This window comes from Qipengyuania citrea, from assembly GCF_024171405.1.
In the GTDB taxonomy this organism is placed as follows: domain Bacteria; phylum Pseudomonadota; class Alphaproteobacteria; order Sphingomonadales; family Sphingomonadaceae; genus Qipengyuania; species Qipengyuania profunda.
The window spans coordinates 2,650,973-2,669,997 of record NZ_JALJZT010000002.1 but is presented as its reverse complement, the minus strand read 5'-3'; the positions used below and the strand labels follow the sequence as shown (position 1 = coordinate 2,669,997).

Below are 19,025 nucleotides of genomic sequence, written 5' to 3'. Positions count from 1 at the left end.
GAGAACGAAATGCTGCTCGAAAAAATCAAGACCCCCGGTCTGTCGCACCTGTCCTACCTCGTTGGGTCCGGCGGCCAGGCGGCGGTTATCGATCCTCGCCGCGACTGCGAATGCTATGTCGACATGGCGCGCGCCGCAGGGCTCGAAATCACCCATATCTTCGAAACGCATAGGAACGAGGACCTGGTATCGGGCGCGCCGATCCTCGCGGCGCTGACCGGCGCGCGGGTCTTGCACGGCCCCAACGCTGCAGCCGATGTCGTCTATGCGGAAACCGCGCGCGAGGGCGATGCCTTCGAAATCGGGCAACTGACCATTCGCGTGCTCGAAACGCCGGGCCACACCGACGACCATCTTGCTTTCGTCCTGCATGACACCGCCTATCCCGATGGTCCGGTCGGTGTGTTCACCGGCGATGCGCTGTTCGTCGGCGATGTCGGCCGCACCGATTTCTATCCCGACCGCAAGCGTGAAGTCGCCGGGTTGCTGTACGATTCGCTGCAGAAGGTGCTGGCGCTGGGCGACCAGGTCATTCTCTATCCCGCGCATGGTGCAGGTTCGGTCTGCGGGTCGGGCATGGCGGAACGCGAGTTCTCGACCGTCGGTCACGAACGCGCCAACAACCCGCGCCTGCAATTCGCCGACCGCGAAGCCTTCATCGATTTCAAGGTGGGTGAGAACCACTACCAGCCACCCTATTTCCGGCTGATGGAGCGGCTCAACCTCAGCGGCGGCGACCCGGCCCCGCGGGTCATGCGCCCCCGCCGCCTGTCACTGGCGGAACTGGGCGAACTCGAGGTCGATCATCTCGTCGATATCCGCGAGCCGCTGGCCTATGCGGCGGGGCATCTGCCCGGGGCGATGAACCTGCCCGTCGGGATGATCTCGGCCTTTGCCGGATGGTTCATCCGCGAAGGCGAAAGCCTCGCGCTGGTGGGTTCCGACGAAGATCAGCTCGCCGCCGCCATGACCCATCTCGTGCGCATCGCGCTGGACAATGTCGTGGGTGGCTATGTCGGTGTCGTTCCCGCCGCAGCGCAGGGGCGCGACATGGCGATGATCCCGATGATCGCAACCGGCGAGGTCGCGAGCCGCCTCGAAAACCGGCCCACAGGCTGGACGCTGCTCGATGTGCGCGACGCCGACGAACGCTCTGCCAGCGCGATCGACGGTTCGCAGCACATCTATGTCGGCGAGTTGAACGAACGCTACCGCGATCTCGACTCGGCCACGCACTACACGCTGATGTGCGCCAGCGGGATGCGCGCGACCGTCGCCGCCGGCTGGCTCGCCAGCCGCGGGTTTGCGAAACTCGACGTTTACCTCGGCTCGATGGGAGCGTGGAACGCCGCCGGGGCCGCCCCTGCCTAGACGGGCATGGCTGCCGCTCTAGGCGATGTCCCGCCGGTGCGCGCCGTGGGTACCGTCGAGCCATTCCAGCTGTTCGAGAATGACCGGCGTCACATCGCGGTGCGCGTTGTGGCCGATGAACAGGTCCATATGGCCGTAATTCGGCACGATCCGCTGCTGGTATAGCTCGGGCTTGTTCTTGTCCTGCAACCAGACACGCGTGCGCTGGCCGCTTTCGGGGTAGAACAGCTTGTTGGTCGCACCCGACAGGAAGCTGATCGGCAGCGCCAGACGGCGCGCGGCTTCGTCGCTCGTATAGACGGCCTCCCCTTCGGCATCGATCGCCAGACCCTTGCGCATGACCTCCTGCAAGTGCTCGAACGGCTTGAGCGATACGCGGCTGAACATGCTGCCCAGCGCCAGATGCGTATCGTGACCCAGCTGGCTGTGATCCCAGCTCGGGCCGAACACGCCGAACACGCGGCGGCAGGTGGGGTTCTTGCACGCCTGCCCCTCCGGTACGGGGATCTGGTAGGCGATGGCGTCGATCTCGTAATCGGCGTCGGTGCCCTGACTGACAAAGTCGAGATGCCCGTCGAGCAGCGAGATCTGCCCGAGCGTCCCGGCCACACCCAGATCGGCTTTCATGTAGTTCAGCCAGTCGGTCACCGGATGCAGCGTAAGCTGCGAGGAAATCAGCGAACGCACGCCCGACACCCAGCCCGCGCCGATCCCCATGAGCAAGCTCATCGAGCCCACGCAATGGGCGATCGCCTGCACGCTGTCGGCGCCGCTGACCTTGCGGATCCGGGCAATCGCAGCCGGCCAATCGAAACGCGCGATATCGTCGATCGTGAATTCGGGCGGGTGTTCGGTGTCATTGCCCGCATCGGCGCTTGCCCGGTAATCGAACAGCCACACGTCATAGCCCTGCGCCACGAGGCTTTCGGCGAGATTCTCCTCGACCGTCGGCGTGGCAAAGCTGGATGCGCGCACCGAGAAGCCGGGTGCGAGCACCAGCGGTCCGTGCGCACCGCCGCGATAGCGTGTCAGGCCGATGCTGGCCCCGTCCTCGGTCGGCACGATATGCTTTTCAGCAGGCGGCAACCGCAGTTTGCGATCCACCAGCTTGGCCGCATCCTTGCTCGCAAAATCGTTCAGCGTCGCCAGCATCCCGCCGTAGGAGCGGAACACGGTCATCGCGAAGAAGCCCGCGTATTTGGCGACGAAATAGGTATCGATCGCCTTCTTGGCGCGCGGGATATGCTTCACGACATGGGCAACAAGCGTCCCCGTATCATGCACCTCGATCGTGGTGAGCTGGCGCATGAATTCGTCGATGCCCAGCTTGAGCACTCCGCGGCCGATCAACTCGCCGCTGGCATCCTCGCCATGGCGCAGCGTGACGAACAGCGTGGTGAGATCGGTCCACGGATCGGACTTGCCGCGCTGCTCGAGCGTCTTGAAGCCGTGGAAATGGACCGGCCCCGCGGGACCGTCGAGCACCATGTCGTAGAGCATGGTCCAGCTCTCCGCGCGTGCCGGATCGGCGACCAGCAGCCGGAAGGTGCCTTCGCGCACCGGTAGCGGATCGGGTGACAGCGCGGCGACCGTGACCGTACCGGTGATGCGTGAACGGTGTTCTTTCTCCTCGATCATGCGATGGAGGTTCTCGGTCGTCACCGTCAGCCGGAAGTGGCAGTCGCCGCCATGCGTGCGGCCCCATGCCTCGCCATTGGCGTAGTCGTCGCGGATGCGTTCGACATGGCCGCAGGGGCGGTGGTGGCAACCGACATCGCTGATATGACCGGCCATGGTTTCGGTGAAGGACAGGCCGGGAGCCATCGCTTCGGGATGGTCCATCACCAGTTGGCGGATCGCCGCCTTGCCCTCGTCGACCGCGCCGCTTTCGAAGTGCTCGGCGGCCTTCTCGATCCCCTGGGCCACCGGTTCGATTGCATGGCCCGCCACCCATTTGGCAATGCCCAGGCGCAGGCCATCGCCGCGCGTGGCAAGCACCGGCTCGGGTGCGGCTTCCTCGGCCGGGACCGGTTCGGGCAGCGGCCCTTCGGAGCCGAGCGTATAGTCGATGGTCCAACCCTGCCTCTGCGCCAGCTTTTCGATGGCGCGTTCGGCCACTGCGGTGATCGTCAGCAGCGGGTTGACGCCGACCGAGCCGGGCAGCGCAGCACCGTCGCAGACATAAAGACCTTCGTGAACATCGGTCCCTGCATTGCTAGCAAAGACGCGGCAGGTGTCGTCGACCACGCCACTGGCCGCATCGTCGCCCATGCCGCAGCCGCCGATCGGGTGAACCGTAATCAGCTTCTTGCCGAAGGGGTCACTCCACAGCGGGTCGGAGAAATATTGCGCGTCGATCGCGCGGGCGGCTTCGGCCATCTTGTCATCGTCACGGCGGAAGGTGCGTTGTTTGCCTGCGCCCGGCCAGTGAATTGTCAGCCGGTCGTCATCGAGCGCCAGCTGGCCGCCCGAATCGTCGACGCTCATCACCAGATAGGTCTGCATGCGCGCCATCGGGCCCTTATAGGCCCAGTCGGCGATGCTGCCGGGATCGGTCTGCACCGCTTCGCCCATCGCCTTGGCGTCCATCAGGCGCGGCTTGACCTGGTCCATTCCGAACCGGGTGAAGCCATCGGCCAGGGCCTCGCCGAAGAAGAACGCCGGGGCGAGCGCGGTGGCGATGATGCCGGGGGCAACGCCCTCCTCGATCACCAGTCCCTCGGTCACATCCCGCGTCCCGCGCATGTCGATCACGCCGGTGATGCACGGGCCGGGATAGGCTTCCTTGGCGACATCCGAAGCGCCCACGCCGATCGCATAGAGCGGCTGCGCAGTGAGCGTGTCGTCCTTCTTCTCGACCTTGAGATAGCTATCGTAAGCGAAGCCCAGCGCATCGCCATTGCCCGAGAAATTGGCCCCCAGCCGGTCGGAGAGCGCGAGCCCCTTGTCGCGCGAACGCAGCAGGATTTCGGTCGACCCCAGCGTACCCGCGCCCAGGATCACATGATCGGCGGTGATGCTGGTCGGGCCATGCGGCGCATCCACGCCATTGGGCTCCAGATGGACACGCCACCGCTCGCCCTCGCGCTCGACCCACAGCACTTTCGCCTGGGTGAAGATCTCCGCGCCGTGATTGGCGGCATCGGGCAGGTAATTCATCAGCGTGGTGTTCTTCGCGCCGACATTGCAGCCCGATACGCAATCCCCGCAATTGGTGCAGGCCGGCTGCGGCACGCCGAACTTGTTGGTCTTGTCTTCGAAAGTGACGTTGATCGGCGTCTTGTAGAAACGCTTGCCCATCTTCTCGGCCGAGTGCTCTAGCGCCTCGAGCTTGCCGAGCGTGGGATAACTGTCGGGATAGGGGTTGGGCGCGAGCATTTCGCGGGCGCGCTCGTAATAGGTGTCGATCTCGTGCTCGTCCTCGCGGAATGCAGCGGGCCAATGCGCCTGGTCGAGCAGCCGCTTGTCGAGTTCGAGCGCGACATTGGCGTTGATCAGCGAGGTCCCCCCGAGCCCGCAGCCGACCAGCGCATATTGATCGTCGTTCACATGCACTTCGAACAAGGCGTCGGGCGCGCCGATCCGGCCGCCCTTGGCGTTGATCTGCATGGCGTCCTGTGCGTCGGCAAGCTTGTTCGGATATTCGCCGGGGAGCCGCTCTTTGCCACGTTCGAGCACGGCAACGTCCTGCCCCGCACGGGCCAGCCGCGATGCGGCGACACCCGCGCCATAGCCCGACCCGATCACCAGGACCGTATAGTGGGGTTTCGCCTGATCCAGGCTTTTCGCGATGCGCTTCTGCATGGTCATTCTGCCGCCTCCCGCAGGGATTCTTCGGATGTTTCGAGCAGGTGGCGCACCCGCGCATCTGCTTCTTCGACGATGCGCGCATGAACCACGCGCGAAAAATCGGCCCAGTGGCTCGCAGCCCGCTCGACCGCGGCGCCGGTCTCTTCGACCAACCGCGAAACGCGCCCGCTGCCTTCGACCCGCACCGGCGCCATCGTGCCGTCGGTGGGATCGTTGAACAGCCGCAGCGAGGCGACTTCGAGATCGTCGGACACCAGCATTGCCGCGCAGCCCTGCACGGGCATCAGCGTCGGTTCGTCGAGCACCCAGCCGCCGGTGTTGAACACGCCCACGGGCCGCTCGTAACCGTCCACCATCAGTTCGTCCTGGAACGGTTTGTGCGTATGGCCGAACACGAACTGCAATTCGGTCGGCAGCTCGCCCAGTTCGTCGCGCAATTGCGCCGCCATGGGCGTGCCGAGATACCAGCCGATATCGTCGATCTCCGCTTCGCCGAGCACATGGCCATAGCCTTCGCGCTGGCGTTCTGCTGCACGGCCCGCGGTCAAATCGACGGCGGCGCGCAGGAGATTGTCGAGAGTGATTCCGTATTTGAGCTGCATCGAGGGATCGATACCGAGTTTCGAATTCAGCCCGCCGGTGATCCGCCGGGCAACGCTTTCGGCAAAGTCATGGCTCGCGCCGGCGCTGAGCATGGTCTGGTAAAGCGATCCGGCGGCTCCGCCGATATCGCCCGCGCTGCCCAGATCGGACCACAGGAAATCGATCCACGGCCCGTTCTCCGCCTCGAGCTGGTGCATCGTCGCAGGCCGCGCTTCGCCATTGTCGAGGAACCCGCGCAGGTTCGACAGCGCGCGATACATACCGTCGAGATAATGCCCGTGGTGCATCACCACCGCACGGCCGGTATCGCGATCGGCGAGGCCCCAATTGGGATAGGCGATGCGCACAGAAGCTCCCGCCAGATGCGGGCGGCGCGCAATCAGCGATTCCATCAGCCGGCAACTGTGCACCGGCTGGCCGATGATTGGCGTGATGGGTTCCAGATCACCCGGCATCTCCCCCGCCTGCAAGGCGGTGATGAAGCGGTGATCCTGCGCCATGCGCCACAGGTGGTGATCGTGATTGCCGGCGACATAGACGATTTCGCGGCGGAAGATCTCGCGCCCGTCCTTGGGGAAGAACGCGTCGATCAGCTGGAGGAAACTCTTGGACACATCGCCGAAGGGCGAAAGTCCGAGATCGAGCGCATCGCCGAGCAGGACGAGCTGCGGTTTTTCGCCGTCGGGCAGCGTTTCACGCAGGCCGTGAGCGAAAGACAACAGCACCTCGCCCGGCCCATCGGCGATCTCGCCGCCGCCATGGAAATGTGTCAGCAGGCTGTCGCGCGCCCCGAGGTGGAGGTCCGACAGGACGATCTGGGCAATGCTCATGCGATGGTCTCCAGGCAGGTGCAGAATGCGTCGCGCACGATCTTCTCGCGCGGGTCGTCCCATTTGCCGGTGCCGAGCTGGTTGGTGATCCAGGCATAGGCGACCCCGTCTTCCGGGTCGGCATAGGCGAGCGAGCCCCCCACCGCGAAGCTGCCGAAGGCGCTGCGGGTGCGGGCATATTCCCACTCATCGAAGGGTTTTTCGAACCCGTGGGAATAATACATGTCGGCAGTCAGGACTTGGTCCTTCAGTCCCTTGCGGGGGCGGGCATGGCCGCCGCACAGCTGCTGCATCACCGCGGGGGTCACCCCCAGTTTCGCGCCGCCCTCGGCAAAGGCCTGATAGAGCGCCGCCAGCCCGCGAGCGGAAGCGATGCCGCCCGCCGCCCCCTGGCCGACGCGCCAGAAATCCTCGCAATCGAGCGCCCCGGGTCCAGCAAGCAGCAGCGGATTGTTGAGCGTGCGGAAAGCCAGCGTGCCCGGCAGGCACATCCTGAAGGTCAGCGGCCAGGGCATGGTCGAGTGGTGGATAAACAGGTCCTGCATCCCGAACCCCTCGATCCGGGCAATGCGGCTGCGGTCGAAATCCTCGGGCAGGCCGAGAAACACGTCCGCATTCAGCGGCGCGACGAGTTCATCGGCGACGAAGCGACCGAGATTGCGCTGCTGCGGGTCGCGGCGGCGGATCAATTCGCTGGCGATCCAGCCCAGCGTATAGGCGTGGTTCCCGGCGTAATCGCCAGGGGTCCAGTGTGGCTTCTGCCGCGCAATGGCCGCGCAGATGGCGTCCTCGTCACCCAGATTGTCGAGCCTGAGCGAAAAGTCGATCGCCGAAAGGCCGGCCTGTTCGGACAATGCCTCGCCCACGGTGACCGCGCCTTTGCCATGCGCTGCGAACTCGGGCCAGATATCGGCCACCGGCTCGTCATAGGCGAACAGTCCGCGCGATACCGCGACCGCGCCCGCCATGCCGGTGATGCCCTTGGTCAGCGAATAGATGAGCGCGACATCGTCGCCCTGCCATTCGCGGGTGCGCGCCTTGTCCTGCCACCCGCCCTGCAGGTCGACCACGGTTTCGCCATGATGGATGATCGTGCATGCCGCGCCCAGCGCCGTGCGCGCCTGGATCGCGGCGGCAAAGGCATGCGCGACCGGTTCGAAACCGGGCGCGACATAGCCACGCGTCCAATCGGCTGGAGCGGTCTGCTGCTGTTGGTTCTGAACGCTTGTGCGGCTTGGCTGTTGCATCGACGACCCCCCGGCTCGATATCGGCGAGATCGCGCTCGCCCTCGTCACAACAGATAGCGATAATTGGTTAACGGCCCGTATGGGTTTGCCGCAGGAAGGGGGGTGGGCGCCCTCGCCGCACGCCGGTTTTACGCGCGAAGCGTTTGAAATGGTTCGTCCGGCGTGCGAAACCCGCCTCATGAGCGGAGAAGCGAAAACCGGCGCCTGGCGCTTCGCGGTCGATCGCGGGGGGACTTTTACCGATGTCGTCGCGGTGACCCCCGCCGGGGCGCTGGTGACCGACAAGCTCCTGTCCGAAAACCCCGACCATTATGCCGATGCCGCGAGCGAGGCGGTCCGGCGGCTGATGGAACAATATGGCGCTGCACCGGTCGCCGAATTGCGGATCGGGACCACCGTTGCGACCAATGCCCTGCTCGAGCGCAAGGGCGAACGGCTGGCGCTGGCGATCACGCGCGGGTTTGGGGACGCACTGCGGATCGGCAACCAGGCGCGGCCCGAAATCTTCGCGCGCCATATCGTGCTGCCCGAACAATTGCCCGCCCGGGTCATCGAGATTGCCGAACGTGTGGGCGCCGACGGCACCGTGCTGACACCGCTCGACGAGGGGGCGGCACGGGCCGATTTCGCCGCACTGCGCGCCGAAGGTTTCGATGCGCTCGCCATCGTCCTGATGCATGGCTGGAAATACCGCGAGACCGAGGAGCGGCTGGCTGCGATCGCCCGCGAACTCGGCTTCACGCAGGTGAGCATCAGCCATGAGGTCGCCCCGCTGATCCGACTGATCCCGCGCGGTGATACGACGGTGGTGGACGCCTATCTCTCCCCCGTGCTGCGCCGCTATACCGACACGCTGCAGGCGGGGCTGCCCGACACGCACAGCCTGCGGTTCATGCAATCGAACGGAGGCCTCGCCGAAGTCGGCGCGTTCCGCGGCAAGGATGCGATCCTGTCGGGACCCGCGGGCGGCGTGGTCGGGATGGTCGCCGCGAGCACCCCCCTCGGGCACGACCGGCTGATCGGGTTCGACATGGGCGGGACCAGCACCGATGTCGCGCATTACGCGGGCGAATACGAGCTGACCGGCGACAGCGTGGTTGCGGGCGTCCGGGTGGCCGCGCCGATGATGCAGATCCATACGGTCGCTGCCGGGGGCGGCTCGATCTGCCAGTTCGATGGCGGACGCTTCCGCGTCGGCCCGGAAAGCGCAGGCGCCGATCCGGGACCGGCATGCTATCGCAAGGGCGGACCGCTGACGGTGACCGACTGCAACCTCTTTCTCGGCCGGATCGATCCGGCGTTCTTCCCCCGCGTGTTCGGGCCCGGCGGCGACCAGCCGCTCGCCCCCGATGCGGCGCGGGCCCGGCTGGAAGCGGTGGCTGCGGCGCTGCCCGAGCCGCAGGACCTTGCCGCGATTGCCGAGGGGTTTCTCGCCATTGCGGTCGACAATATGGCCAATGCCATTCGCAAGATCAGCGTGGCGCGCGGCCACGATGTCACAACCTATGCGCTCGCCTGTTTCGGCGGTGCCGGCGGCCAGCACGCCTGCCGGGTCGCCGACGAACTGGGCATGGAAACCGTTCTGGTCCACCCGCTCGCGGGGATTCTCTCGGCCTATGGCATCGGTCTGGCGCCGGTAAAGGCGATCCGCGAAGTGAGCATCGTACGCGGGCTGGAAGAGGATTTCTCCGACGACCTGCGCGCGCTCGAGCAGGATGCCCGCGCGGCGCTGGTCGAACAGGGCATCGCGGCGGACGCGGTAACAATGGAATGCCATGCGCGGTTGCGGTTTGCGGGCAGTGACAGCCTGCTTCCCATCCCCTGCGAGGGGCCCGAAGCGATGGCCCCTGCCTTCCGCGCGCTCCATCGCCAACGCTTCGGCTATTCGGATGCCGAGGCCCCGATCATCGTCGAAGCGCTCAGCGTGGAGGCCAGCGGGCATACGGGCGGCCTCGGGCATGTCCCGCCGGCTCCGGTCGCCATGTCCGGCGCGGCCTCGGGCACCTGGCACACCGTCGCGCGCGCCGCGATGGCCCCCGGCGACAGCGTCGAGGGCCCCGCGCTGGTGATCGACCCGGGATCGACCACGGTGGTCGAACCGGGCTGGCAGGCGCAGATCGCCGAGGAAGGAAGCCTGGTTCTGACGCGGACGCAGGCGCTGCTCCGCGACCGCGCGCTGGGTACCGAAGCGGATCCCGTCCGGCTCGAGATTTTCAACAATCTGTTCATGGCCATCGCCGAGGAAATGGGCGTCGTGCTGCAATCGACCGCAACCTCGGTCAACATCAAGGAACGGCTCGATTTCTCCTGCGCGCTGTTCGATGCCGAGGGCGCATTGATCGCCAATGCCCCGCATATTCCAGTGCATCTTGGCAGCATGGGCGACAGCATTGCGCGGGTGATCGAGGCGCGCGGGGCGCGGGCTGACGGGCGCGGGTTCCGGCGCGGCGATGCCTATGTCCTCAACGATCCCTATCGCGGGGGGACACATCTGCCCGACATCACGCTGATCGTGCCGGTGTTTTATGGCGACGACGGCGACGCGCCCGATGCCTTTGTCGCCGCGCGCGGGCATCACTCGGACATCGGCGGGATCGCGCCCGGATCGATGCCGCCCACCAGCCGCACGATCGAGGAGGAAGGCGTCTTGATCGACAATTTCCTGCTGGTCGACGAAGGCGCGTTTCGCGAACGGGCCATACGCGATCAGCTGGCGGCCGGACGCTTCCCCGCTCGCAATCCCGATCGCAACTTGTCGGATTTGCGCGCGCAGCTGGCCGCCTGCTCGAGGGGGGCGGAGCTACTTTGCCTTGCCGCGCGCGACCATGGCCCGGCAGTGGTTGCAGCCTATATGGACCATGTCCTCGCCAATGCGGAAGAAAGCGTGAGGCGACTGCTCGACCGGCTGCAAGACGGCGAATTCGCCTATCCGATGGACAATGGCGCGGTGGTCAAGGTCGCCATCCGCATCGACCGTGCGAACCGCTCGGCAGTGTTCGACTTCATCGGCACCAGCGACCAGCTGCCCGACAATTTCAACGCGCCGCGATCGATTACCCGCGCCGCGGCGCTGTATGTGGTGCGCACCCTGATCGACGATGCCATCCCGATGAACGACGGGTGCCTGCGGCCGATCGAACTGGTCGTGCGCCCCGGTTCGATGCTGGATCCGCAACCGGGTGCCGCAGTGGTGGCGGGCAATGTCGAGACCAGCCAGGTCGTCACCGACACGCTGTTTGCGGCAACCGGCCGCCTGGCCCCCAGCCAGGGGACGATGAACAACTTCACTTTCGGCGACGGGGCCGACCAGTATTACGAGACGATCTGCGGCGGTTCGGGCGCGGGTCCGGACCACGACGGCACCAGCGCGGTGCAGACGCATATGACCAATTCGCGGCTGACCGATCCCGAAATCCTCGAGACCCGGCTACCCGTGCGGCTCGATGCTTTCGCGATCCGCGCGGGGTCGGGGGGTGACGGCGAATTTCGCGGCGGCGACGGAGTGGAGCGGCGGATCACCTTCCTCGAACCGATGCACGCCAACATGCTCGCCAACCGGCGGGAGGTCGCGCCGCGCGGCATTGCCGGCGGCCATGATGCCGCGCCGGGGCGCAATTGGGTCGAGCGCGCGGATGGGTACCGCGAGGATCTGGGCGCTACCGCCAGTGCCGAGATGCAGCCGGGCGATACCTTCGTGGTGCTGACCCCGGGCGGCGGCGGGTTCGGCCCGCCCCGCCCGGAGTAGCGTCAATCATCAGACGGCGGCGTCGCACTTGACCGTGATCACCTGCGGATAGGTGAATTCCTTCAGCCCATCGATGCCGTATTCGGCGCCGAAGCCCGACTGCTTGTGCCCGCCGAAGGGCGCAAAGGGTGACAGCTGCATGAATTCGTTGATCCAGACCGTCCCGGTTTCGAGCTGCTCGGCGATCTCGACGCCCTTGTCGGTATCCTTGGTCCAGACCGCACCGGCGAGGCCGTATTCCGAATTGTTCGCGCGCTCGATCACTTCGTCGACGCTGGCGAACTTCATCAGCGGCATGACCGGGCCGAACTGTTCCTCGGCCACGATGCGCGCATCCTCGGGCGGATTGTCGAGGATGGTGATCGGCACGTAATACCCCGTGCCCGAGGGATCCTTGTCGCCGCCGGTGAGGAACTTGTAGCCATTGTCCTTGGCGTCCTGGATGAGGTCGAGCACGCGCTCGTACTGCTTCTTGTTCTGGATCGGCCCGACACCCGTGCCCTGCTGCGAACCGTCACCGACCACCACAGTCTTGGCATAATCCGCGATCGCCTTCGACAGGTCGTCGTAGATATCCTCGTGAATGTAGATCCGCTTGGCCGCGATGCAGACCTGGCCGGCGTTGGAGAAGCTCGACCAGAACAGCTGTTCGGCGACCTTTTGAACATCCGCATCGGGCAGCACGATCGAAGCGTCGTTGCCGCCCAGTTCCAGCGTGATGCGCTTGAGGTCGCCCGATGCGCCTTCCATGATCTTCTTGCCCGTCGCAGTCGAACCGGTGAAGGTGATCTTGTCGATATCGGGATGCTCGGTGATCAGCGGGCCGAGCGTGTCTTCACCCGTGATGATGTTCACCGTGCCCGCGGGCACCACATCCTTGATCAGTTCGGCCACCCGCAGCGTGGTGAGCGGCGTGAAGGGCGACGGCTTGAGCACGATGGTGCAGCCCGCGACCAGCGCCGGGACGATCTTCTGGATCGCCATCATGATCGGGAAGTTCCACGGCACGATGCCGCCGACCACCCCCACCGGCACGCGCCGCGTGCGCGAGAGCCGGGTGTCGTCGTCTTGGTTGATCACATCGTCAAGCGTGAGCGTCGACTGAGCGGCGGCGAGGCCCGCCGCGCCGTAGATTTCCTGCTGCGCCTGCGCATGCGGCTTGCCCTGTTCGCTGGTCAGCAAGCGGTAGAGCTCGTCGGCATTCTCCTTGATCGCGGCGGCGATCCCCTGGACGACCTTCTGCCGTTCTTCGGCGGTGGTCTTCTTCCACTGGGTGAAGGCGCGGCGTGCAGCTGCAACAGCGCTGTCGAGTTCTTCCTTGCCGCAGGACGGCACGCGGCCGACGACCTGTTCGGTGGCGGGGTTGAGCACCTCCAGCCATTGGCCATTGTCGACCATCTTGCCGTCGATCAGGTTCTTGTAGTCGGTCATCGTCTCTCTCCTCGCACAAATCTGGGATTCGTCCCTTGACCTCACACTGTCGAAATTCGTTGCTCGATGCAACGGGTCTTGCGGTGCGGCTCCAAATTGGGGAGAGAGGCACCGAAGAGGAGAGCGATGCAAACCTTCGTGACCGAAGCGGTCGATTGGCCCGAAACCGCGCCTGCGCTGCGCGAACAGGTGCGCGCGCTGGTGGCCGCGTATGGGGAGCGCGATCCGGTACGGCGGGCAAACTCCTGGACCAAGGCAAACCCGCAGTTCAGCAAAAAGCTGGGCGAGGCCGGGCTGCTCGGCATGACGTGGCCCAAGGAATACGGCGGGCATGAACGCAGCCAACTCGAACGCTATGTCGTGATCGAGGAATTGCTTGCCGCGGGCGCACCGGTCGGCGCGCACTGGATTGCCGACCGGCAGAGCGGACCGCTGTTGCTGCGGCTCGGAAACGAGGAGCTGAAGCGCCGCTGGGTGCCCGCCATCGCGCGCGGCGAAGCCTTCGCCTGTATCGGATTGAGCGAGCCGAATTCGGGATCGGACCTCGCTTCGGTGCGCACCGCGGCCCGGCGCGATGGCGACGGTTGGGTGCTCAACGGCCAGAAAGTCTGGACCACCGGCGCGCATGTCAGCCATTTCATAATTGCGCTTGTCCGCAGCGAAGCGGGCAGCGAGCGGCAGCAGGGGCTGTCGCAATTCGTCATTCCGATGGACACGCCCGGGGTCAGCGTAAAACCGATCATCGACCTCACCGGCGCGCATGAATTCAACGAGGTGTTCTTCGAGGATGTGCGCCTGCCCGAAACCGCGCTGCTGGGGACCGAAGGCGAGGGCTGGAAGCAGGCCACTGCCGAGCTGTCGCTCGAACGCGCCGGGCCCGAACGCTACCTGTCCTCGATGGTGCTGTTCCTCGAACTCGTGCGCTATGCCGGTGCGAAACAGGACATGGCGTTGCAGCAGCTGATCGGTCGGCTGACGGCAGATGCCTGGACGCTTCGGCTGATGAGCGCGTCTGTCGCCACCAAGCTGGCGCGGGGCGAGGACCCGGCGCTCGAAGCCACCATGGTCAAGGACCTTGGCAATTCCTACGAGCAGGCGATCCCGCAACTGGTCCAGGCGGCTGCGGATCTTGGCGATACCGACGCCGCCACGCTGCGCGATGTCTGTTTCTACCTCTTGCAGGTCAGCCCCAGCTTTTCGCTGCGCGGCGGCACGCGCGAGATCATCAAGGGCATCATCGCCCGGGGGCTGGGGCTGCGATGAGCGATACCAGACGCATGCTGGCCGAAATGGTCGATCCGCTGTTCGCCGAACTGGGCCCTGCCGCCACGATCGAGCGCGACGGCAATCGGCTCGACGAACTCGGCCTCCCCGCGCTGCTGGTGCCCGAAGCGGATGGCGGGTTTGGCGGCAGCTGGATGGATGCGCTGACCGTCTTCCGGCTGGCGGGCTATCACGCGCTCGGGATCGACTTGCCCGACGCGATTATCGCGCGCGTGGCCGGGCGGCAAAGCGACCAGTGGTTTAGCCTGATGGCCTTTGCCCGCGCCGCGCAGATCGCCGGCGCGCTCGACGCCGCGCTGGCGCTGTCGGTCGCCTATGCCAATGAGCGTGTGCAGTTCGGCCGGCCACTGGGCAAATTCCAGGCCGTCCAGCAGTCGCTGGCGAGCTTTGCCTGCGAGGCTGCGGCGGCCAATTGCGCAGCGATGGGAGCGGCGCAGGCGCTCGATCGCGGGGACGCCGAATTCGAGCTTGCCGCTGCCAAGCTGCGCGCCAATCGCGCGGTCAAAGCGGGCACCACAGTCGCGCATCAAGTCCACGGCGCCATCGGGTTCACGCAGGAATACGGACTGCATCCGCTAACGCGGCGGCTGTGGCAATGGCGTTCCGAATTCGGCAATGACGCGCATTGGAGCGACAAGCTCGGTGCGCGCGTGATTGCGCGCGGCGCGGATGCCTTCTGGTCCGACCTCACCGCGCGCACCGACTAGGCCAGCGCGAGCACCCCGGTCAGGATATTGCGCACCAGATCGACTTGCCCGCGCGCTCCGGTCTTGGCGTAGATCTTCTTCGAATAATAGCGCGCGGTCTCGACGGTCAGACCGTGCGCCTGCGCGGCCTCGGTGATCGAGAGCCCTTGTGCCAGCGACCATGCCAGCCGCGCTTCGGCGGGGGTGAGATCGAACAGATCGACCAATTGTTCGTGCCGGTCCGCGCTCGATGACCGGTCGCCGCGCAGATAGACCACCGCAACGGCCTTGCCCTCGCCCGCCAGCGCATCGACCCGCATCGGCGCGACGAGAATATCGATCCACGGGTCCTGGCTGAGATTGATCGCACGCGGGCGGTGGCGCGGGTCGGTCGCCATCGCCCGGATCAGTGCCGTCAGCTGGCGATCGACCGCCGGGGAGCCGGGAACCAGCCGATCGTAGGGGCCGCGCCGCAGCGCACCCGTACGTTCGAGCAACCGTCCGGCTTGGGCATCAAGATCGACGATCCGGCAGCGCCGGTCCACCGCGATCCAGCCGAAATTCATCCGCCGAAAGGCTTCCGCGCCGACCGACGCGCGACCGCGTTCGCGTTCGAGCGCGGAGACGACCTGCAGCGCGACCCGAAGATGCGGCACCAGCGCCGATAGCAGGCTGGCGATCTCGGCGCCGGGCGCTTGGGGTGCGGCAACGCACAGCACGAGGTTAAGCTCGCCGCTTCCCACGCGCACCGCACGCAAGCCTCCTTCGGGATGGCCCAGTTCCTCCCCCGCATAGACCCGCGCCTCGCGCATATCGCTCTCTGCGAAAGCGCCGACTACGCCATCGGCCAAGGTGACAAGGCCCTCCTCGCCCGCACTACGGAACCGGATCGCCACACCGTCGGCGGTGCACACCCGCCGCAACTGGCGCAGGAAGGTCTGCCACATGGGCTGTTCGAACACGCCCGAATGGAGCGGCACGAGGAGTTCCGTCTCGCCGAGATTGGGGATACGCATGCGATCGCCTTACTACCTCCCAGATGGGAGGTCCATCCTTCGCATGGAGCGGTAAGCGGGGGGCAAGACTTGAGGAACCCCTTCATGACCGACCCCAAAACCCTGACCCATCTCCAGCGGCTAGAAGCCGAGAGCATCCACATCATGCGCGAAGTCGCCGCCGAGGCAGACAAGCCGGTGATGCTCTATTCGATCGGCAAGGACAGCGCCGTGATGCTGCACCTCGCCAAGAAGGCCTTCTACCCCTCGCCCCCGCCCTTCCCGCTGATGCATGTCGATACGACCTGGAAATTCCAGGACATGTACAAGCTGCGCGAGAAGGCAGCGCGGGACGCCGGGATGGACCTGATCGTCTATCAGAATCCCGAGGCCGAGGAGCGCGGGATCAATCCCTTCGATCACGGCCCGCTGCATACCGACATGTGGAAGACCGAAGGGCTCAAGCAGGCGCTCGACAAGCACGGGTTCGATGCCGCCTTCGGCGGTGCGCGGCGCGACGAGGAAAAGAGCCGCGCGAAAGAACGCATCTTCTCCTTCCGCACCGCGACGCATGGCTGGGACCCGAAAAACCAGCGCCCCGAGCTGTGGAACATCTACAACGCGCGCAAGAAGAAGGGCGAGAGCATTCGCGTCTTCCCGCTGTCCAACTGGACCGAGCTCGACATCTGGCAGTACATCATGGCCGAGAATATCGAGATCGTGCCGCTCTATTTCAGCGCCAAACGCCCGACCTACGAGCATGAGGGCGGGCTGTTCATGGCCGACGACCTCGAGCGGCTCGAGAAGGTAATGGGGTACCGGCCCGAGATTACCGAACGCTCGATCCGCTTCCGCACGCTGGGCTGCTTCCCGCTGACCGGCGCGGTCGAGAGCGAGGCAGCCACCTTGCAGGAAGTGGTGCAGGAAATGCTGCTGACCACCACCAGCGAACGACAGGGCCGCGTGATCGACAAGGACGCGGGTGACGCGTCGATGGAGAAGAAAAAGCAGGAGGGTTATTTCTGATGACCGATCCCATCTACAAGACCGACGCGCTGATTGCCGACGATATCGAGGCCTATCTCGAGCAGCACCAGAACAAGTCGATGCTGCGCTTCATCACCTGCGGCAGCGTGGACGATGGCAAATCGACGCTGATCGGCCGCCTGCTCTACGATTCGAAGATGATCTTCGAAGACCAGCTCGCCGCGCTCGAGAACGACAGCAAGAAGGTGGGCACGCAGGGGCAGGAGATCGACTTCGCCCTGCTGGTCGACGGGCTTGCCGCCGAGCGCGAGCAAGGCATCACGATCGATGTCGCCTATCGCTTTTTCGCGACCGAGAAGCGCAAGTTCATCGTCGCCGACTGCCCGGGACACGAGCAATATACCCGCAACATGGTGACCGGTGCCTCGACCGCCGATTGCGCCGCGATCCTGATCGATGCGCGCAAGGGCGTGCTGGTCCAGACCAAGCGCCACAGTTTCCTGTGCCACCAGCTCGGCATCAAGAACCTGGTGCTGGCGGTCAACAAGATGGACCTGATCGATTACGACCAGACCAGGTTCGACGCGATCGTCGCCGATTACGCGGCCTTCGCCAAGAGCATCGGGATCGAGACCTTTACCGCCATCCCGATGTCGGGCCTTGCGGGCGACAACATCACCACGCGCTCGGAAAATACCAGCTGGTACGATGGCCCGGTGCTGATCGACCACCTCGAGACCATCGAGGTCAACAACACCGCCAACCAGGCCAAGCCTTTCCGCATGCCGGTGCAATGGGTCAATCGCCCCAATCTCGACTTCCGCGGCTTCTCCGGCCAGATCGCCACCGGCACCGTCAAGCCGGGTGACGAGCTGCGCTCGCTGCCGTCGGGCAAGACGAGCACGGTCAAGTCGATCGTGACCATGGACGGCGATCTCGACGAAGCCGTCGCGGGCCAGTCGGTGACGATCACGCTCGCCGACGAAATCGACTGTTCGCGCGGCGACGTGCTCGCGGCCGCGGACAGCCCGCCCGAAGTCGCCGACCAGTTCGAGACGACCATCGTGTGGATGGACGACGAACCGCTCGTCGTCGGGCGCGCCTATTGGCTCAAGCTTGGCTCGCAAATGGTCAGCGCGACCGTGGCCGAGCCCAAGTTCGAGATCGACGTCAACAATCCCTCGGGCTCGGGATCGCACCTCGCCTCGCAGACGCTGCATCTCAACCAGATCGGCGTGTGCGAGATCACCACCGACAAGCGGATCGTGTTCGATCCCTATACCGACAACCGTGCGCTGGGCGGGTTCATCCTGATCGACAAGATCACCCACCATACGGTCGGGGCGGGGATGCTCCACTTCAGCCTGCGCCGCAGCCAGAACGTCCATTGGCAGGCGACCGACATCACGCGTGACCATCATGCCGCGATGAAAAACCAGACGCCGCGCGTGCTGTGGTTCACCGGGCTGTCGGGGTCGGGCAAATCGACCATCGCCAACGAAGTCGAGAAGAAGCTGGCGATCATGAACCGCCACACCTTCCTGCTCGATGGCGACAATGTCCGCCACGGTCTCAACAAGGATCTGGGCTTTACCGAGAGCGACCGGATCGAAAACATCCGCCGGATCGGCGAGGTGGCCAAGCTGATGACCGATGCGGGGCTCATCGTCCTCACCGCCTTCATCAGCCCCTTCCGGGCCGACCGCAAGTTGGTGCGCGACATGATCGATAGCGGCGAGTTCATCGAAATCCATGTCGATACGCCGCTGGAAGTGGCCGAGGCGCGCGATGTGAAGGGGCTCTACAAGAAGGCCCGCGAAGGCAAGCTCAAGAACTTCACCGGGATCGACAGCCCCTATGAAGCGCCGGAGGACCCAGAGATCCGGGTCAACACGGTCGAGATGTCACCGGAAGAAGCCGCCGATTATATCATCGGCAAGATCCTCCCGCTGAAATAAGACAAAGGGGCGCCACACGGCGCCCCTTTTCATTTCAGGACCAGCTGCCCGGCAGGGTCCGGATGGCTGACGGCTTG

The 19,025-nt window shown here is 65.4% G+C and carries 11 protein-coding genes; 6 read left to right on the top strand and 5 right to left on the bottom strand.

Annotated features, from left to right (window positions below; genetic code table 11):
- The first annotated feature begins 9 nt into the window (after positions 1-9).
- Positions 10-1,371, top strand: coding sequence for an MBL fold metallo-hydrolase (locus J2S32_RS13890; RefSeq protein ID WP_253522271.1), 1,362 nt, complete (start codon positions 10-12; stop codon positions 1,369-1,371).
- Positions 1,372-1,389: 18 nt separating this feature from the next.
- Here J2S32_RS13890 and J2S32_RS13885 read toward each other — a convergent pair whose 3' ends face one another.
- Genes J2S32_RS13885 through J2S32_RS13875 form a run of 3 tightly spaced genes read right to left on the bottom strand, consistent with a single transcriptional unit; the run spans position 1,390 to position 7,861 of the window.
- Positions 1,390-5,181: a GMC oxidoreductase gene (locus J2S32_RS13885; protein WP_253522269.1), complete on the bottom strand. Its 3,792-nt coding sequence runs from the start codon at positions 5,179-5,181 to the stop codon at positions 1,390-1,392.
- Positions 5,178-6,614 carry a metallophosphoesterase gene (locus J2S32_RS13880; protein WP_253522266.1) on the bottom strand — a complete coding sequence of 479 codons (1,437 nt, stop codon included), beginning with the start codon at positions 6,612-6,614 and terminating at the stop codon, positions 5,178-5,180. The genes J2S32_RS13885 and J2S32_RS13880 overlap by 4 nt, the downstream gene beginning before the upstream one ends.
- Positions 6,611-7,861 (bottom strand): serine hydrolase domain-containing protein, encoded by a 1,251-nt coding sequence (locus J2S32_RS13875; RefSeq protein ID WP_253522264.1) that lies wholly within the window; start codon positions 7,859-7,861, stop codon positions 6,611-6,613. The genes J2S32_RS13880 and J2S32_RS13875 overlap by 4 nt, the downstream gene beginning before the upstream one ends.
- Positions 7,862-8,040: 179 nt before the next feature.
- Here J2S32_RS13875 and J2S32_RS13870 point away from each other — a divergent pair, with 179 nt between their 5' ends.
- Complete coding sequence (locus J2S32_RS13870; protein WP_253522261.1) at positions 8,041-11,607, top strand: hydantoinase B/oxoprolinase family protein; 3,567 nt, start codon at positions 8,041-8,043, stop codon at positions 11,605-11,607.
- A 9-nt stretch (positions 11,608-11,616) separates the two neighbouring features.
- On the opposite strand, the gene J2S32_RS13865 is transcribed toward J2S32_RS13870, so the two are convergent.
- Positions 11,617-13,038, bottom strand: coding sequence for an aldehyde dehydrogenase family protein (locus J2S32_RS13865; protein WP_253522258.1), 1,422 nt, complete (start codon positions 13,036-13,038; stop codon positions 11,617-11,619).
- A gap of 126 nt (positions 13,039-13,164) precedes the next feature.
- On the opposite strand from J2S32_RS13865, the gene J2S32_RS13860 reads away from it, so the two are divergent.
- Together J2S32_RS13860 and J2S32_RS13855 are read left to right on the top strand one after the other, a co-directional pair.
- The gene (locus J2S32_RS13860; RefSeq protein ID WP_253522256.1) at positions 13,165-14,301 is read left to right on the top strand and encodes an acyl-CoA dehydrogenase family protein; all 1,137 of its coding nucleotides are present in this window, start codon (positions 13,165-13,167) and stop codon (positions 14,299-14,301) included.
- Positions 14,298-15,029 (top strand): acyl-CoA dehydrogenase family protein, encoded by a 732-nt coding sequence (locus tag J2S32_RS13855; protein ID WP_253522254.1) that lies wholly within the window; start codon positions 14,298-14,300, stop codon positions 15,027-15,029. Before J2S32_RS13860 ends, J2S32_RS13855 begins: the two co-directional genes overlap by 4 nt.
- On the opposite strand, the gene J2S32_RS13850 is transcribed toward J2S32_RS13855, so the two are convergent.
- Positions 15,026-16,024 carry a helix-turn-helix transcriptional regulator gene (locus J2S32_RS13850; protein ID WP_253522252.1) on the bottom strand — a complete coding sequence of 333 codons (999 nt, stop codon included), beginning with the start codon at positions 16,022-16,024 and terminating at the stop codon, positions 15,026-15,028. The genes J2S32_RS13855 and J2S32_RS13850 overlap by 4 nt on opposite strands.
- An 84-nt stretch (positions 16,025-16,108) precedes the next feature.
- On the opposite strand from J2S32_RS13850, the gene cysD reads away from it, so the two are divergent.
- Both cysD and cysN read left to right on the top strand, forming a co-directional pair.
- Entirely contained in the window at positions 16,109-17,029 is a 921-nt protein-coding gene (gene cysD / locus J2S32_RS13845; RefSeq protein ID WP_253522250.1) for a sulfate adenylyltransferase subunit CysD, read from the top strand.
- Positions 17,029-18,948, top strand: coding sequence for a sulfate adenylyltransferase subunit CysN (gene cysN / locus J2S32_RS13840; protein ID WP_253522248.1), 1,920 nt, complete (start codon positions 17,029-17,031; stop codon positions 18,946-18,948). Before cysD ends, cysN begins: the two co-directional genes overlap by 1 nt.
- Positions 18,949-19,025: the final 77 nt, after the last annotated feature.

What these genes read in the sequence shown, in the direction of transcription:
- J2S32_RS13890 (WP_253522271.1), top strand. Translation starts at nt 10, where the DNA reads ATGCTGCTCGAAAAAATCAAGACCCCCGGTCTGTCGCACCTGTCCTAC.
- J2S32_RS13885 (WP_253522269.1), bottom strand. Translation starts at nt 5,181, where the DNA reads ATGACCATGCAGAAGCGCATCGCGAAAAGCCTGGATCAGGCGAAACCC.
- J2S32_RS13880 (WP_253522266.1), bottom strand. Translation starts at nt 6,614, where the DNA reads ATGAGCATTGCCCAGATCGTCCTGTCGGACCTCCACCTCGGGGCGCGC.
- J2S32_RS13875 (WP_253522264.1), bottom strand. Translation starts at nt 7,861, where the DNA reads ATGCAACAGCCAAGCCGCACAAGCGTTCAGAACCAACAGCAGCAGACC.
- J2S32_RS13870 (WP_253522261.1), top strand. Translation starts at nt 8,041, where the DNA reads ATGAGCGGAGAAGCGAAAACCGGCGCCTGGCGCTTCGCGGTCGATCGC.
- J2S32_RS13865 (WP_253522258.1), bottom strand. Translation starts at nt 13,038, where the DNA reads ATGACCGACTACAAGAACCTGATCGACGGCAAGATGGTCGACAATGGC.
- J2S32_RS13860 (WP_253522256.1), top strand. Translation starts at nt 13,165, where the DNA reads ATGCAAACCTTCGTGACCGAAGCGGTCGATTGGCCCGAAACCGCGCCT.
- J2S32_RS13855 (WP_253522254.1), top strand. Translation starts at nt 14,298, where the DNA reads ATGAGCGATACCAGACGCATGCTGGCCGAAATGGTCGATCCGCTGTTC.
- J2S32_RS13850 (WP_253522252.1), bottom strand. Translation starts at nt 16,024, where the DNA reads ATGCGTATCCCCAATCTCGGCGAGACGGAACTCCTCGTGCCGCTCCAT.
- cysD (WP_253522250.1), top strand. Translation starts at nt 16,109, where the DNA reads ATGACCGACCCCAAAACCCTGACCCATCTCCAGCGGCTAGAAGCCGAG.
- cysN (WP_253522248.1), top strand. Translation starts at nt 17,029, where the DNA reads ATGACCGATCCCATCTACAAGACCGACGCGCTGATTGCCGACGATATC.